This window comes from Mycolicibacterium parafortuitum (genome assembly GCF_002086815.1).
Taxonomy (GTDB): Bacteria; Actinomycetota; Actinomycetes; order Mycobacteriales; family Mycobacteriaceae; genus Mycobacterium; species Mycobacterium parafortuitum.
The window spans coordinates 60,191-74,914 of sequence record NZ_MVID01000015.1 but is presented as its reverse complement, the minus strand read 5'-3'; the positions used below and the strand labels follow the sequence as shown (position 1 = coordinate 74,914).

The 14,724-nt window shown below is 68.4% G+C and carries 17 protein-coding genes; 9 read left to right on the top strand and 8 right to left on the bottom strand.

Going from position 1 to position 14,724, the window contains the following annotated elements; genetic code table 11:
• Positions 1-267 precede the first annotated feature (267 nt).
• The 6 genes from BST38_RS16820 to BST38_RS16795 all read left to right on the top strand — a co-directional run bounded on the left by BST38_RS16820 (position 268) and on the right by BST38_RS16795 (position 6,135).
• Entirely contained in the window at positions 268-984 is a 717-nt protein-coding gene (locus BST38_RS16820) for a FadR/GntR family transcriptional regulator (RefSeq protein WP_083144486.1), read from the top strand.
• Between the two features lie 53 nt (positions 985-1,037).
• Positions 1,038-2,396, top strand: a complete 1,359-nt coding sequence (locus BST38_RS16815) for an amidase (protein WP_237160820.1) — start codon at positions 1,038-1,040, stop codon at positions 2,394-2,396.
• 157 nt (positions 2,397-2,553) lie between these two features.
• Positions 2,554-3,039: a DUF4126 family protein gene (locus BST38_RS16810; RefSeq protein WP_083144531.1), complete on the top strand. Its 486-nt coding sequence runs from the start codon at positions 2,554-2,556 to the stop codon at positions 3,037-3,039.
• A gap of 9 nt (positions 3,040-3,048) precedes the next feature.
• Entirely contained in the window at positions 3,049-4,443 is a 1,395-nt protein-coding gene (locus BST38_RS16805) for an FAD-containing oxidoreductase (protein WP_083144484.1), read from the top strand.
• A gap of 67 nt (positions 4,444-4,510) precedes the next feature.
• Positions 4,511-5,200 carry a TetR/AcrR family transcriptional regulator gene (locus BST38_RS16800; RefSeq protein WP_083144483.1) on the top strand — a complete coding sequence of 230 codons (690 nt, stop codon included), beginning with the start codon at positions 4,511-4,513 and terminating at the stop codon, positions 5,198-5,200.
• Positions 5,197-6,135: a R2-like ligand-binding oxidase gene (locus BST38_RS16795; RefSeq protein WP_083144482.1), complete on the top strand. Its 939-nt coding sequence runs from the start codon at positions 5,197-5,199 to the stop codon at positions 6,133-6,135. The genes BST38_RS16800 and BST38_RS16795 overlap by 4 nt, the downstream gene beginning before the upstream one ends.
• A 7-nt stretch (positions 6,136-6,142) precedes the next feature.
• Here the strand turns inward: BST38_RS16795 and BST38_RS16790 are convergent, their stop codons facing one another.
• From BST38_RS16790 to BST38_RS16780, 3 genes are read right to left on the bottom strand one after another with little or no spacing between them, the layout of a single operon-like run.
• Positions 6,143-6,652: a DinB family protein gene (locus BST38_RS16790; protein ID WP_083144481.1), complete on the bottom strand. Its 510-nt coding sequence runs from the start codon at positions 6,650-6,652 to the stop codon at positions 6,143-6,145.
• Positions 6,649-7,452 carry a thioesterase family protein gene (locus tag BST38_RS16785; protein WP_083144480.1) on the bottom strand — a complete coding sequence of 268 codons (804 nt, stop codon included), beginning with the start codon at positions 7,450-7,452 and terminating at the stop codon, positions 6,649-6,651. The genes BST38_RS16790 and BST38_RS16785 overlap by 4 nt, the downstream gene beginning before the upstream one ends.
• The gene (locus BST38_RS16780; protein WP_083144479.1) at positions 7,449-8,324 is read right to left on the bottom strand and encodes a RecB family exonuclease; all 876 of its coding nucleotides are present in this window, start codon (positions 8,322-8,324) and stop codon (positions 7,449-7,451) included. Before BST38_RS16780 ends, BST38_RS16785 begins: the two co-directional genes overlap by 4 nt.
• A gap of 84 nt (positions 8,325-8,408) precedes the next feature.
• Between BST38_RS16780 and BST38_RS16775 the strand changes: the two genes are divergently transcribed.
• Positions 8,409-9,236 carry a tRNA (adenine-N1)-methyltransferase gene (locus BST38_RS16775; protein WP_083144478.1) on the top strand — a complete coding sequence of 276 codons (828 nt, stop codon included), beginning with the start codon at positions 8,409-8,411 and terminating at the stop codon, positions 9,234-9,236.
• 32 nt (positions 9,237-9,268) lie between these two features.
• Here BST38_RS16775 and BST38_RS16770 read toward each other — a convergent pair whose 3' ends face one another.
• From BST38_RS16770 to BST38_RS16760, 3 genes are read right to left on the bottom strand one after another with little or no spacing between them, the layout of a single operon-like run.
• Positions 9,269-9,568, bottom strand: coding sequence for a DUF503 domain-containing protein (locus BST38_RS16770; RefSeq protein WP_083144477.1), 300 nt, complete (start codon positions 9,566-9,568; stop codon positions 9,269-9,271).
• A gap of 2 nt (positions 9,569-9,570) precedes the next feature.
• Positions 9,571-10,101 carry a lipoprotein LppK gene (gene lppK / locus BST38_RS16765; RefSeq protein ID WP_181792052.1) on the bottom strand — a complete coding sequence of 177 codons (531 nt, stop codon included), beginning with the start codon at positions 10,099-10,101 and terminating at the stop codon, positions 9,571-9,573.
• Positions 10,098-10,595 (bottom strand): MTB12 family secreted protein, encoded by a 498-nt coding sequence (locus BST38_RS16760; RefSeq protein ID WP_083144476.1) that lies wholly within the window; start codon positions 10,593-10,595, stop codon positions 10,098-10,100. Before BST38_RS16760 ends, lppK begins: the two co-directional genes overlap by 4 nt.
• A gap of 147 nt (positions 10,596-10,742) precedes the next feature.
• Between BST38_RS16760 and arc the strand changes: the two genes are divergently transcribed.
• Positions 10,743-12,590 (top strand): proteasome ATPase, encoded by a 1,848-nt coding sequence (gene arc / locus BST38_RS16755; RefSeq protein ID WP_083144529.1) that lies wholly within the window; start codon positions 10,743-10,745, stop codon positions 12,588-12,590.
• Between the two features lie 77 nt (positions 12,591-12,667).
• Positions 12,668-12,997, top strand: coding sequence for a PASTA domain-containing protein (locus BST38_RS16750; RefSeq protein ID WP_083144475.1), 330 nt, complete (start codon positions 12,668-12,670; stop codon positions 12,995-12,997).
• On the opposite strand, the gene BST38_RS16745 is transcribed toward BST38_RS16750, so the two are convergent.
• Together BST38_RS16745 and BST38_RS16740 are read right to left on the bottom strand one after the other, a co-directional pair.
• On the bottom strand, positions 12,986-13,588 hold the full coding sequence (locus BST38_RS16745) for a hypothetical protein (RefSeq protein WP_083144474.1): 603 nt from the start codon (positions 13,586-13,588) through the stop codon (positions 12,986-12,988). The genes BST38_RS16750 and BST38_RS16745 overlap by 12 nt on opposite strands.
• On the bottom strand, positions 13,585-14,721 hold the full coding sequence (locus tag BST38_RS16740; protein ID WP_083144528.1) for a hypothetical protein: 1,137 nt from the start codon (positions 14,719-14,721) through the stop codon (positions 13,585-13,587). The genes BST38_RS16745 and BST38_RS16740 overlap by 4 nt, the downstream gene beginning before the upstream one ends.
• Positions 14,722-14,724: the final 3 nt, after the last annotated feature.

The window sequence follows — 14,724 nt, the reverse complement described above, 5'->3', positions numbered from 1 at the left end:
GCTCCTGTTCTCGTGTTGGCCGGGCCAACGCTAGGTCGGTGCCAGCCGATTGCCAACCTACATCAGACATCTGATGTCTTGATTGGGTTTCCGGAATGTTACGTACCTTCGTGGTGTGTGCCGATGTGCTGGGAGAATCGTTCGACTGTGTCAATACAAGAGTTAACACGGTGCGGCGCAGTGCATAAGACACTTTGATTGTCCCGCGATTGTGGGTGGTTGTGCGCTAGTGTCGACGTCACCAGACATCAGATGTGAGGACACGAGATGCGGGATTCGCTCGTCGACCAGGTCGCCGGCAAGCTCCTCGCCGCGATCACCGACGGTGACATACCGCCCGACGGCGCACTGCCGTCGGAATCGGAACTTGCCGCGCAGTGGTCGGTGAGCAGGCTGACCATCCGCGAGGCCATCAAGTCGCTACGGGTTCGCAACATCGTCCGCGTCGAGCGCGGGCGGGGAACATTCGTGAACCCGCTGTCGGAGTGGACCGCGCTGGAACCGGCGTTACTCGCGGCTCGGGTGGCCAACGACCACGAAACCGCGCGGCAGCTCATCGAACTCAGGAAGATCGTCGAGACCGGCGCGGCCGAGGTCGCGGCCGCGCGACGGACTTATCGCGATCTCGCCGATCTCGCCGATTCGATCTCCGACATGGAAACGGCCATGGAGGCCGACGATCTCACCGCAATCGTGGCCGCGGACCTGAGGTTCCATGAGGCCATCTTCGCTGCGACGCACAACCCGTTTCTGGCGGTACTGCTCGAGCCGATCGGGGCGGCAGTCCTGGAGGGCCGCACGAAAACTTCTGCGGTGCCCGAGATTCGCCGTCACGCACTGCAGTGCCATCGCCAGATCTTCGCCGCCATCGAGGCGGGCCTTCCGGTTCAGGCGCGGGAGGCGATGGCGGCCCATATGGATCAGACCGCCGAGGACAGTGAACGATTCCTGTCGAACCCGGCCCGCGAACAGGAGCAGACGTGAGTGTCGTAGATCTACCGCTGGTCGAGGTGTCGGACCGGATCCGGCGAGGCGAGTTGACCTCGCTGGCGGTGACCGAGGAGTTGCTCGATCGCATCGAATTGCTCGACGATGCGATCGGCGCGTTCTCGTTCGTCGCCGCCGAGGAGGCGCTGGCCCGGGCGGCGTCTCTGGACGCCGAAGTGGCGAAAGGGATGTCGCGGGGCGCCTTGCACGGCGTGCCGATCGCGGTGAAAGACATCTTCGACGTCGACGGGTGGCCGAGCGAGATCGGAATGCCGTCGCGGCGGGGCGCGGTGTCGCGTGGTTCGTCCACCGCGGTCACACGTTTGACCGAGCACGGCGCTGTGATCGTCGGGAAGGTCCACACCACCGAAGGTGTGTACGCCGAACATACCGAGCCTTTCCGTGCTCCTCGAAATCCATGGAACCCGGACCGCTGGGTCGGGGCTTCGTCCAGTGGCAGCGCGGCGGCGGTGGCGGCTCGCCTGGCGTATGCCGCGTTGGCTTCCGACACCGGGGGCTCCATCCGGATGCCGTCTGCGGTGACGGGGTCGACCGGGATCAAGCCGACCTGGGGTCGGGTCAGCCGCGCCGGCGTGTTCGAGCTTGCGGCGTCGCTGGATCACGTCGGCGTGATGGCGCGAAGCGCAGTGGATGCGGCCGTCGTTCTCAAGGCGATCGCGGGGGCTGATGACGCGGACCCGACAGCAGCCCTCGAACCTGTGCCGCACTTCGATGCCCCGGTTGGGGATCTGCGCGGCATCGTCCTAGGGGTGGACGGCGGGTGGATCGACGAGGATGTCGAGCCTGAGGTGGCACAGGCGGTTCACCTCATGGTCGATGCACTGACATCCCTTGGAGCCCAAGTGCGCCCCGTGTCTCTTCCGGACCCTCACCAGGCGAACGAGGACTGGTTCGGTATCTGCGGCGTCCAAGCGGCCCGCGGTCACCACGACAACTTCGCGGCTCGCGGCGGGGAGTACGGCAGGGCGTTGTCCGACCTCATCACTCTCGGTGCGGGTCTCACGGCCGTGGAATATGACCGGCTCCTGCTCCGCAGAGCGGCGTTCTCGGGCCGTATGCGCGCCGCCGTCGACACCGTGGATGCGGTGGTCATGCCGGCGCTGCCTTTCGTCACACCGCCCGCGGCGGACATGGTGACGATGTCCAGCGACACGGTGGCCCGCATCCACCGCTTCACTGTGCCGTTCACCATGAGCGGTCTGCCATCGGTGACCCTGCCCGTCGGGTTCGATCGCGCTGGTATGCCCATCGGAGGCCAAGTCGTCTCGGGTCCGTTCCGCGAGGACGTTACGGTGCGGATCGCCGCGGCTTTTCAAGCGGTTACGTCCTGGCATCTGGCGACACCCGACTGGGACCAACAGTCCGCGGGAGTGTCCCAGCGCCCCTGAGGGACTGGCCGCGGCGGCTCGCGGGTCGAGCCATATCGCCGGGCGGCCCTGCACCGGCCGGCACGGCGCGAGGATTCCGCATATGCGCGAGACCTCTCGTCGCGCGGTCTGCCGTGTTAGCGTCCGGATGTCCCGCCACCGCACGGACGGAGGTCCGATGACGCAGGTGCTCGTTCTGGTCTTGGCGTTGTTGATCGGGGTGACCGCGGGCCTACGTGCGATGACTGCCCCCGCGGTGGTGGCATGGGGTGCGATGCTCGGCTGGATCGACGTCGACGACAAGTGGTCGGAGTGGATGGCGCATCCGATCACCGTCACGGTGTTGACGATCTTCCTGCTCGGCGAGTTGGTCACCGACCAATTGCCGAACACGCCGAGTCGCAAGGTGGCTCCGCAGTTCCTGACGCGGCTCGTCACCGGCGGCTTCGCCGGAGCGGTGATCGGCAGCGCGTTCTTCCACACCTTCATCGGCACCGGGGCCGGCGTCGTCGGCGCCGTACTCGGCACCCTGGGCGGTGCGGCGCTGCGCGGCAAGCTGTTCTCGGCCAACGACGGCAACGACCGGCCCGGCGCGTTCCTCGAGGACCTCGTCGCCGTCGGCGGCGCGTTCCTGATCGCATTCCTCGTCAGCTTGGTCCCGTAGGCGCCCCGGATGTCCCCTGAGACCGCGCAGAAGTTCGACGCGATCATCATCGGCGCGGGGCAGGCCGGGCCTCCGCTGGCGGCGCGGCTCACCGAGGCCGGCCAGACCGTCGCGGTCATCGAACGCAAACTCGTCGGCGGCACGTGTGTGAACTACGGCTGCATCCCGACCAAGACGCTGGTCGCCAGCGCGCACGCCGCCCACCTCGCGCGCCGCGGCGCCGACTTCGGGATCCGCACAGGCCCGGTCGAGGTGGACATGGCCGCGGTCAAGGCGCGCAAGGACCGGATCAGCGGCGGGGACCGCGAGGGCCTCGAGTCGTGGCTGGAGAACATGAAGGGCGCCACCCTGATTCGCGGTCACGCCCGGTTCGAGAGCCCGCACACGGTGCGCGTCGACGACCGGCTGCTGGAAGCCGACCGCATCTTCCTCAACGTCGGCGGCCGCGCGGTGGCGCCGGGCATCCCGGGCCTCGGCGACGTCGACTACCTGACCAACGTCGGGATCCTCGACCTCGACGTGGTCCCCGGGCATCTGGTGATCGTCGGTGGCAGCTACATCGCGCTGGAGTTCGCGCAGATGTACCGCCGCTTCGGCGCCGAGGTCACGGTGGTCGAGAAGGGGCCCCGGTTGACCGCGCGGGAGGACGAGGACGTCTCCGCGGCGATCAAGGACATCCTCGAAAACGAGGGCATCACCGTCGTACTCGGCGCCGACGCGATCAGCGTGGCCCGGCACGACGGAGACAGCGGGGCCGGGGTCGCGGTGACCCCGCGCGACGGCGCACCGCCGGTCGTCGGCAGCCACCTGCTCGTCGCGGTGGGGCGCATCCCCAACACTGACGATCTCGGGTTGGAGGCCGCCGGCGTCGAGACCGACAAGCGCGGCTACGTCGTGGTCGACGATCAACTGCGCACCACCGTCGACCACATCTGGGCGATGGGCGACTGCAACGGCCGCGGCGCGTTCACCCACACCTCCTACAACGACTTCGAGATCGTCGCGGCCAACCTGCTCGACGACGATCCGCGCCGGGTCAGCGACCGCGTCACCACCTACGCGCTCTACATCGACCCGCCGCTGGGCCGGGCTGGCATGACCGCCGACGAAGTCCGGCGCTCGGGCCGAAAAGCGTTGGTGGGCAAGCGCCCGATGACGCGGGTCGGGCGCGCCGTGGAGAAGGGGGAGACCCAGGGATTCATGAAGGTCGTGGTGGACGCCGAGACCGAGCAGATCCTCGGGGCCTCGATCCTCGGTGTCGGTGGCGACGAGGTCGTCCATCTGATTCTCGACGTGATGACCGCCAAGCTGCCCTACACCGCGATCTCGCGGACCATGCACATCCACCCGACGGTCGCCGAGTTGGTGCCGACCCTCCTGCAGGACCTCAGGCCGCTGACGTAACCGGGCCTTGACTGTGGCGTGCGTCACAGTAATATGACCACTGGTCACATCAAGCCTTGGAGGCGCGATGCCGACGGTGACATGGTCTCGGCTGGGCGCGGATCGCCGCGCGGCGGTGGTGGCTGCCGCCGAGGCCGAGTTCGCCGCGCACGGGTTCTCCCGCGGCAGCCTCAACGTCATCGCGCGGCGTGCCGGCGTCGCGAAAGGCAGCCTGTTCCAGTACTTCGCGGACAAGCGCGACCTCTACGCACACATCACCGAGGTCGGCAGCCAGCGGGTGCGCCGCCACATGGAGGACCAGATCCGCCGGCTCGACCCGAGCCGGCCGTTCTTCGAATTCCTGACCGACCTGCTCGACGTGTGGGTGGCGTACTTCGCCGACCATCCCCGTGACCGCGCGCTGCACGCCGCCGCCAGCTTCGAGGTCGACACCGACGCGCGGATCAGCGTGCGCGCCGTGATCCACCGCCACTACCTGCAGGTGCTGCGGCCGCTGGTGCTCGACGCGCGCGGCCGCGGCGATCTGCGTCCCGACGCCGACGTCGACACCCTGCTGTCGCTGCTGCTGATGATCCTGCCGCACCTCGCTCTGGCGCCGTACGTCCGCGGCATCGACCCCGTCCTCGGTCTGGACGAACTGTCCCCGGAACAGCCCGCCCTCGTGGTGCGCCGCTACGTCGCCGTGCTGTCCGCGGCGTTCGCGCAGCCCGACCACAGCCCCGCCGATCGGGCAACTCACAAAGGAGAACAGTCATGAACAGGACACGATCCGATTCCCTTGCCGCGGGCGGACTGAACTGGGACAGCCTGCCGCTGCGCTTGTTCGCCGGTGGCAACGCCAAGTTCTGGGACCCCGCCGACATCGACTTCTCCCGCGACCGCGCGGACTGGGAGTCGCTGTCGGAGTTGGAGCGGGACTGGGCCACCCGGCTGTGCGCGGAGTTCATCGCGGGCGAAGAGGCGGTGACCCAGGACATCCAGCCGTTCATGGCCGCGATGCGTGCCGAGGGGCGACTCGGTGACGAGATGTATCTGACCCAGTTCGCGTTCGAGGAAGCCAAGCACACCCAGGTCTTCCGGATGTGGCTCGACGCCGTCGGCGTCACCGGGGACCTGCAGTGCTACCTCGACGACCTGCCCGCCTACCGGCAGATGTTCTACGAGGAACTGCCGGCCTCGCTGGACGCCTTGTCCAGCGACCCGTCGCCGCGGGCGCAGATCCGGGCGTCGGTCACCTACAACCACGTCATCGAGGGGATGATGGCGTTGACGGGATACTATGCCTGGCACCGCATTTGCATCGATCGCGGCATCCTGCCGGGGATGCAGGAACTCGTGCGCCGCATCGGCGACGACGAACGCCGCCACATGGCGTGGGGCACCTTCACGTGCCGGCGCCACGTCGCCGCCGACGACGCCAACTGGGCGGTGTTCGAGACCAGGATGAACGAACTGATCCCGTTGGCGTTGCAGAACACCGACGACGCATTCGCCCTCTACGACGAGATCCCGTTCGGCCTGACCATCGACGAGTTCCAGCAGTACGCCGCCGACAAGGGCATGCGCCGCTTCGGCACCATCAGCAGTGCGCGTGGTCGTCCGCTGGAGGAGATCGACATCGACTACACGCCTCTGCATCTGGAGGACACCTTCGCCGACGAGGATCGCAAGGCGCTGGCTGCCTCTGCGTAGGGTCGGCCTACCGGGCCGCGCGCAGCAGGCGTAGTTGACCGATCTCGGCGGTGTTCTTCACCAGCTCGACGGTGACCCACAGCGTCGTGTCGGCGACCGTGCGGTTCGCGGCGGGACCCCATGGGAAGGCCGACGGGGCGGTCAGTCCGTCGGACGTCATGCCGGACAACAGATCCCGCCACTGGTCTGCCAGCGAGCGAACGCGGCGCACCGCCGCGGCCCCGTCGCCCGCCCAGGCGACCTCGGCGGGTGTGGGCGGCGTCCGGCCGCTCAGCGACGCCAGCGTGGCGCTCCACCAATAGTCGATATGCCACGTCAGCCACCCGATCGTCGGTACGGGAGCGGGCTGCGGCTCGACGTCGGCGAAGTCCGCGTACCAGCGTCCGGTGCCGTCCGGCCGGACCGTCCAGCACAGTGGCGCGGGTTCCCACAGGAAGTCGGCGCCGGAGAGTGCGGACAGGTGCAGGTCGGCCAGCGCCCACGCGAGGTCGAACTGACGTCGGATCTCGGTGATCATCCGAGGCGCTGCACCAGCAGGGTCTGTGCCGACGTGCCGATGAATCCGCGCCGGTCGAACAGTTCGGCGGTGGTGGCGCCGACGCCCTCCGGACCGATCGAGCCGCGGGCACGCACCCCGAAATCCTGCCCGTCGGGCAGCCGGTGCAGATGCACGACCGTGTCGGTGTTCATGAACAGGAACCGTTGCGGATCCAGCGCCGCGCCGATGCCGTTGGCCGAGTCGACCACCATGGCCAGCCGCTGCAGGGCGGTGGTCGGCTCCGAATCGATGAGCGGCACAAGGGGACTCATCCAGGCGACGGCGGCGGAGGATCCGTTGTCGTCGGGCTGCCTACGCCAGCTCACCGTCTCGAGGTAACCGCGTGCGTTCTGCCAGGCGTGGGCGGCGCCGGTCACCGCCTCACCCTCGATCAATGGTGGGTACCGGTCGACGACGGCGTCGGCGGTGTCGCTGGGCGCGAGCAGCCACGCGGTGACCCGGGCGACAGCCCGGCGCGTGCCGTCGGGGCGGTCGACGAGCATCTCGGCGGCCATCAGTGAGATCCTCGACCCCGGGCGTTCGACCCAGGCGCGCACTCGGACCGTCGTGACCGGGATGGCGCCGAGGATGTCGAGGGTGAGCCTGCCGATGCGCAGCCCGCTGCCCTGCGCGAGATCCTCGATCGCTCTGGTCAGCAGTGCCAGCGGCGGAGAGCCGTGCTGGATGTTCGGGTCCCAGTTGCTGCGGGTGCCGTCGGTGGACTCGAACACCGCGTAGTCGCCGTCGGCGCCGAGCCGGCGGTACAGGCAGTTGATCACGCCGCCGGCTCCGCCTGCAGCACCGCCTCGGGGTCTCCGTCGTCGAGCACCTCCGGCCAGCCCGGGTAGGGCGGGGGAGTGCCGCCGTAGACGGGGCAGTGCACCTGATGGGCGCACCAGTTGCACAGCTTCGACGGGCTGGGCCGGAAATCGCCTGTGGCACCGGCTGATTGGATGGCCCGCCAGATCGCCATCAACGTCTTCTCGAACCGTTCCAACTCGGCCAGCTCCGGGCTGTAGTCGAGCACCTGATGATCGGCGAGGTAGAGCAACCGCAACCGGGTGGGCAGGATCCCGCGCGAACGAAGCAACGCCACCGCGTAGAACTTCATCTGGAACATCGCCTTGAACTCGGCGAGCGCCCGCGCCTCCGGCGGCGCCTTACCGGTCTTGTAGTCGACCACGCGCATCTCACCGGTCGGTGCGACGTCGATGCGGTCGATGTAACCGCGCAGCAGTGTCCCGTCGGCGAGTTCGACCTCGACGAGCTGCTCGCACGACTGCGGATCGAACCGGGTCGGGTCTTCCAGGCGGTAGTAGCCCGACAGCAGGATGCGCGCCTGCTCGAGCATCTCCGCGTGCAGCGCGGGTTCGATGTCGTCGGCCAGGGCCGGCTTCTCGGTCAGCATCCGCTCCCAGACCGGCGCGATCAGCGCGGTCGCGGTCTCGGGAACCCGGTCGGCGGCGGGCAGTGCGTAGAGCTCTTCGAGGGCGGCGTGCACCACCGAACCGCGCACCTGTGCGGTCGAGGACGGCTCCGGGAGCCGGTCGATCGCCCGGAACCGGTACAGCAACGGGCACTGTTTGAAATCGGCGGCACGCGACGGCGACAGCGCGGGACGCCGCAGCGGTCGGGGCGTCGGCTCGGTCATGCGAATCACACTAGGACCGCCCCCCGACAATCACACCCAACCCGGGCGCGCACGGTGTGGCGTCCTTTGGCAGGCTGGACAACTGTGCGCAGAACAGGCCCCTTTGCAGTAGGCGATCGTGTGCAGCTCACCGACGCCAAGGGCAGGCGCTACACGATGCTGCTCAAGCCGGGCGGCGAGTTCCACACCCATCGCGGCATCATCGCCCTCGACGACGTGGTCGGCCTGCCGGAAGGCAGCGTGATCAAGTCCACCAACGGTGACCAGTTCCTGGTGCTGCGTCCGCTGCTGGTCGACTACGTGATGTCGATGCCGCGCGGCGCCCAGGTGGTCTACCCGAAGGACGCGGCCCAGATCGTGCACGAGGGCGACATCTTCCCCGGGGCGCGGGTGCTGGAGGCCGGCGCCGGTTCGGGGGCGCTGACGTGCTCGCTGCTGCGCGCCGTGGGGCCTGACGGGCATGTGACGTCCTACGAGGTGCGTGACGACCACGCCGAGCACGCGCGGCGCAACGTCGAGACGTTCTTCGGCGAGGCGCCGGCGAACTGGGACCTGGTGATCGCCGATCTGGCCGAGTACTCCGGACCCCAGGTCGACCGCGTCGTGCTCGACATGCTGGCGCCGTGGGAGATCCTCGGCACCGTCGCCGACGCGCTCGTCCCCGGCGGGGTGCTGATGATCTACGTCGCCACCGTCACCCAGCTGTCGAAGACCGTCGAGGCGCTGCGTGAACAGCAGTGCTGGACCGAGCCGCGGGCCTGGGAGAGCATGCAGCGCGGCTGGCACGTGGTCGGGCTGGCGGTGCGCCCCGAGCATTCGATGCGCGGCCACACCGCGTTCCTGATCAGCGCCCGCCGGCTGGCGCCCGGCGCGGTCGCGCCGGTGCCACTGCGCAAGAAACGACTCACCTAGCGGTTCCCGAAGGGGTCGTGGGAGGGGGTGCGTCAGTCCTCGTCGGTGCTCTTCGCCAGCCCCCGCCGGGTGGACAGCAGGTCGAACTCGGGCCGCGCGGCGACCAGCCGCTCGGCCGTGTCGAGGACGTCGACCACGTGGGCCCGGTCCGCGGCGACCAGGGCGATGCCAATTCCGGCGCGCCGATGCAGATCCTGTGTGGCGGTCTCGGCGGCCGACACCCCGAACCGGCGGGTCAGCTCGGCGATGACCGGCCGGACCGCCGAACGTTTCTGCTTCAACGACCGCACATCGCCGAGCAGGATGTCGAACTCCATCCACCCGATCCACATGCTCACCTCGGCGGGTCGTCCACGCTGAGCAGCAGATCGGCGGTATCGCGGGTCAGCTGCCACGACGGCCCGGCAGGCGCGAACTCCAGCGGATAGCTGAACTCGCCGCGCTGCCGATCGGCGGGCCGGATCACCACGGTGGCGAGAACGTGCCCGGGCGCGGACTGCGACCACGCGAGGTCATGCGCCTCGAACGTCAATGGGTACGACCCGTTGTCGCGCAGCGCGACGACGAACCGGTCCAGCCCGGCCCCTTCGGCGGCGGTGCCCTGTTCGATCAGCGAGATTTTTTCCATGCCGGGCACCGCCGGGTCGGTGAGCCGGGCCATCACGTCGGTCAGCGCCGCGGCCGGGGGCAGCGGCGGACCGCCGGGGGAGTCCGGGATCGGTTCGGGGCGCGGCGTCGTCGTGGCAGACGGTGGCGGAGTGAACGGGGTGGCCGCCGGATGGTCGGACTGACCGCACCCACTCACGCCGAACGCCGCCACAACGAGTGTGGCGGCGCTGCGGACGAAGGGGGTGCGGGAGATCAACCCACCGCGGACATCAGGGCCATCGCCGACTGCTTCGACAGCTGCCAGCCGGTCGGGCTCGGGCCTGCGATGAAGGTCAGCGGCTGGGTCGCCACGGCGCCGCTCGCGGCTGCCGCGGTGACGTTGGCGGTCACCACCGGGCCGTTCTGGTCGATGTCGGCGACGGTGAAGTTCAGCGGGAAGTACCCCTGGGCCGCGGCGTTGGCGTAGCCGCTGTCGGCCACGCGGGCCTCGATCCGGCCCAGGCCACCCTGGATGAAGCTGGCCTTACCGCCCGCGAACGAGCCCGGCCCGGACAGCGCGCTCAGCGTCGATACGAGTGCGCCTTCGAGTTCGGGGGCCGGTGCGGCCGGAACAGGAGCGTTGAGGACCGGTGACGCAGACGCGATTCCCGCGCCCGCTGCAATGGAGGTCACACCCGCAGCCGCAGCTCCGACGAATGCGGCGGCTGCTGCTCCAGCGGTCAAGCTGGTAACGAGGGATTTCAGGGTCACGGCGGTCCTTCCGTTCGGACGAACTGATCTACAGAGGCTAACAGGGTCGCTGGTGTGTCGAATTCCCAGAGCACACACAATGTCTGAATCGCCGGTAGCTTTGAAGTTGTTACCGCACCAACATCGGGTGTGCGAAAGGAGCTCAGCATGAGTGAGTCCGAGCGTCCAGAAGCCAGCGACGGCCCTGAAGCCTTTGGAACGTCCCCTGAAAGCCACCTGTCCAGCGAAGATGCGGCAGAACTCGAACAGCTGCGGCGCGAGGCCGCGCTCCTGCGCGACCAACTGGAGAACTCCGCCGGGTCCGGCGGCGCGCGTACCCGTGACGTCCACCAGCTCGAAGCGCGTATCGACTCGCTGGCCGCGCGTAACGCGAAACTGATGGACACCCTCAAAGAGGCGCGCCAGCAGTTGCTGGCGCTGCGCGAGGAGGTCGACCGGCTGGGCCAGCCGCCCAGCGGCTACGGCGTGCTGCTGGCCGTCCAGGAGGACGACACCGTCGACGTGTTCACCTCGGGCCGCAAGATGCGCCTGACCTGCTCCCCGAACATCGACACCAAGACCCTCAAGCAGGGCCAGACGGTGCGTCTCAACGAGGCGCTGACCGTGGTCGAGGCCGGTCACTTCGAGTCGGTCGGTGAGATCAGCACGCTGCGCGAGATCCTGGCCGACGGCCGGCGCGCCCTGGTGGTGGGCCACGCCGACGAGGAGCGCATCGTCTGGCTGGCCGAGCCGCTGGTCGCCGCGGAGAACCTGCCCGACGAGCAGGAGGAGGACGACAGCGGCAACGACGATCGGCCTCGCCGGCTGCGTCCCGGCGACTCGCTGCTGGTCGACACCAAGGCCGGCTACGCGTTCGAGCGGGTGCCCAAGGCTGAGGTCGAGGACCTGGTGCTCGAAGAGGTCCCCGACGTCAGCTACAGCGACATCGGCGGTCTCGGCCGCCAGATCGAGCAGATCCGCGACGCGGTCGAGCTGCCGTTCCTGCACAAGGAGCTCTACCGCGAGTACTCGCTGCGCCCGCCGAAGGGTGTGCTGCTCTACGGGCCGCCGGGATGCGGCAAGACGCTGATCGCCAAGGCGGTGGCCAACTCGCTGGCCAAGAAGATGGCCGAGGTCCGCGGCGACGACGCCCGCGAGGCCAAGAGCTACTTCCTCAACATCAAGGGCCCCGAGCTGCTGAACAAGTTCGTCGGTGAGACCGAGCGTCACATCCGGCTGATCTTCCAGCGCGCCCGGGAGAAGGCCTCCGAGGGCACCCCGGTGATCGTGTTCTTCGACGAGATGGACTCGATCTTCCGCACCCGCGGCACCGGCGTGAGCTCCGATGTCGAAACCACCGTGGTGCCGCAGCTTCTCAGTGAGATCGACGGTGTCGAAGGCCTGGAGAACGTCATCGTGATCGGCGCCTCCAACCGCGAGGACATGATCGACCCGGCGATCCTGCGGCCCGGCCGCCTGGACGTCAAGATCAAGATCGAGCGGCCGGACGCCGAGTCGGCGATGGACATCTTCTCCAAGTACCTGACCGAGGAACTGCCGGTGCACGCCGACGACCTCGCCGAGTTCAACGGCGACCGCGGGCTGACCATCAAGGCGATGATCGAGCGGGTCGTGGACCGGATGTACGCCGAGATCGACGAGAACCGGTTCCTGGAGGTCACCTACGCCAACGGTGACAAAGAGGTCATGTACTTCAAGGACTTCAACTCCGGTGCGATGATCCAGAACGTCGTCGACCGGGCCAAGAAGTACGCGATCAAGTCGGTGCTGGAGACCGGGCAGCGGGGTCTTCGGATCCAGCATCTGCTCGACTCGATCGTCGACGAGTTCGCCGAGAACGAGGACCTGCCCAACACGACCAACCCGGACGACTGGGCCAGGATCTCGGGCAAGAAGGGTGAGCGGATCGTCTACATCCGCACGCTGGTCACCGGCAAGAGTTCGTCGGCCAGCCGCGCGATCGACACCGAGTCCAACCTGGGCCAGTACCTGTAGCTTCGAACCCGGTTCGGCCAGGGCCGCACAGGCGTACCTTCGAAGAAGGTAGTACTCAGCGACCCTGGAGAAGTGCCATGAAGAAGCAGGCTGTGCGTGTGCTGGGGGCGGCGCCGCTGCTCACCGCCGCCGCGATCGTGGGGGCGGCGCCGGCGGCCGCCGACCAGTGGGTGATGCCCGACGTGACGGGTCAGGTCCTGCAGGATGCCCGCAATGCGGTGCTGGCGGCCAGCGAAGGTGTCGTCGAGCCCGCCACCACCACCGCCGAGGGTCCGCCGTTCGAGCAGGAGAACCTGACCAACTGGGAGGTGTGCGCGCAGGCGCCGTCGGCCGGGACCATCATCCCCGACGACACCCCGCCGACGCTCATCGTGGCCCGGCCCGGCGAGTGCCCGTCAGGTGAGTAGCGAGTAGCTGTTGGCCAGATCGTCCTGCAGCACACTGGCTTTCCGAGTCGAGGTGTCCGCCCGCAGCGGCTGCTCCAGCGTCTGCGCTCGATAGCTCCAGCCGTCGGGCAGGTTCAGCCGGTCGCCGAGTGCGGTGAGGTCGTCCAAGGTCAGGCCGGGGTCGACGGTCTGGCTGTAGGTCTGCATCACCCACCGGCGGCCGTCCGGGTCGACGAGTTCGAAAACCGTTGTGCCGGAGTCGTAGACGAACACCGCCTTCCGGTCCACCTCGTTGACCGAATAGGGGCCCGGATTCATCGATGACAGCGACACGGTGGCCTGCTGCAGCATTTCGATACCGCCGAAGGTCTCCCGCGGTGTCTCGGTGCCGCCGTCTTTCTCGATGCGGCTCATCAACCAGTAGCGGGGGCCGTTGAGCAGTGCGGCCGCGGCACCGTGTTCGGCGGCGATGGCCTGAGCGTCGAGCTTGGCCCACAGTTCGGCGGGGCAGTCGTTGAGCGGAAAGGTGTTGTACACGGTGGCTTCCGGACCGGTGGCGCCGATGCGCACCAGCAGGACCTCACCATAGCGTTCACCGAACACGGTGCTCATCGCTGAACCTCCAGATAGGCGTCACGGCCCGCCAAGCTTACTGCGACGTCGGCGATCAGCGGGTCGAAGAACCTCTGCCGGTACAGCGGGTCGACGCTGGTGCTGACGGTGAAGTACAGCCCCGACAGCACCGCCACGAACAGCGAGGTGTGTACCACCGTCTGCGGGACCGGGATGTGGATGCCGAACCACGTTCCCGCACAGGGCGGTACGCCCACCGCGCAGCTCTGCTCGCTCGCCCACAGCACCGTGACATCGTCGGGAATGGCGATCAGGCCGAGGGCGAGGAAGAACCCGAACAGTCCGGCGGTGAACAGCACCACCTGGATCGCCTGCGCGACAACCATCACCGCGACCACGTTCGCCTGTTCGGCCAGCGACAGCGGGGTGCGCGCGACGGGACCGGTAGGGGTGGCCGCCAACGGGGTGCCTGCCAGCAGCGCGGTGGAATCCTCGCGCTCGGACCGGTCCTGGCGCAGCGCCGCGACCTCGTCGCGGATCGTGGCCACCATGAACAGCAGCGCTACCAGGCTCAGGAAACCGATGGTCTGCCAAAGCCTTTCGCGCGACATGCGGGCAGACAGCTGCCACAGCTCGCCGGTGAAATACACCACGACGGTCAGCATCAGCAGCGGGAGAGCCCGGCTCATCAACGTTCCGAGCGCGCCGAGCTGAACCCACGCGAACCTGAACGCCCACAACGCGATCGAGCCGAAACCGAGATACGTCAACCACACCGCGATCAGCGAGATCACGATGAACACCGGCGTCTCGGCGGCGGCCGCGCCGGACCAGCCGCTGACCGTCAGCGGCATGATCACCACGAAGATCGTCATCACCAGCACGGCGGCCCACCGGCGCAGCACCTCGCCGACACGGGTACCGAGCCGATGCAGGAGCTCCAGCACGAACGGCGCCGCGATGAGCACCAGCGCGATCACCCCCAGCCGGGCCGCATAACCGTAGTCGGGGCTGTCGCCGGTCAGGTTCGCCAACAGCATCGTCAGCGCGGTCAGCGCGCCGACGGCGCTGACCATCGGCGCCGAGCGTTGCACCAGCTTGCGGGCGCGGACGCGGCGCGGCAGCACCAGGGGCAGTCCCCGGTGCAGGAACCACTCGTGCACCTGCCGCATGTC

Coding starts and splice junctions, on each gene's coding strand:
- BST38_RS16820 (WP_083144486.1), top strand. CDS start 268: ATGCGGGATTCGCTCGTCGACCAGGTCGCCGGCAAGCTCCTCGCCGCG.
- BST38_RS16810 (WP_083144531.1), top strand. CDS start 2,554: ATGACGCAGGTGCTCGTTCTGGTCTTGGCGTTGTTGATCGGGGTGACC.
- BST38_RS16805 (WP_083144484.1), top strand. CDS start 3,049: ATGTCCCCTGAGACCGCGCAGAAGTTCGACGCGATCATCATCGGCGCG.
- BST38_RS16800 (WP_083144483.1), top strand. CDS start 4,511: ATGCCGACGGTGACATGGTCTCGGCTGGGCGCGGATCGCCGCGCGGCG.
- BST38_RS16795 (WP_083144482.1), top strand. CDS start 5,197: ATGAACAGGACACGATCCGATTCCCTTGCCGCGGGCGGACTGAACTGG.
- BST38_RS16790 (WP_083144481.1), bottom strand. CDS start 6,652: ATGATCACCGAGATCCGACGTCAGTTCGACCTCGCGTGGGCGCTGGCC.
- BST38_RS16780 (WP_083144479.1), bottom strand. CDS start 8,324: ATGACCGAGCCGACGCCCCGACCGCTGCGGCGTCCCGCGCTGTCGCCG.
- BST38_RS16770 (WP_083144477.1), bottom strand. CDS start 9,568: ATGTGGATCGGGTGGATGGAGTTCGACATCCTGCTCGGCGATGTGCGG.
- arc (WP_083144529.1), top strand. CDS start 10,743: ATGAGTGAGTCCGAGCGTCCAGAAGCCAGCGACGGCCCTGAAGCCTTT.
- BST38_RS16750 (WP_083144475.1), top strand. CDS start 12,668: ATGAAGAAGCAGGCTGTGCGTGTGCTGGGGGCGGCGCCGCTGCTCACC.
- BST38_RS16745 (WP_083144474.1), bottom strand. CDS start 13,588: ATGAGCACCGTGTTCGGTGAACGCTATGGTGAGGTCCTGCTGGTGCGC.
- BST38_RS16740 (WP_083144528.1), bottom strand. CDS start 14,721: ATGCGGCAGGTGCACGAGTGGTTCCTGCACCGGGGACTGCCCCTGGTG.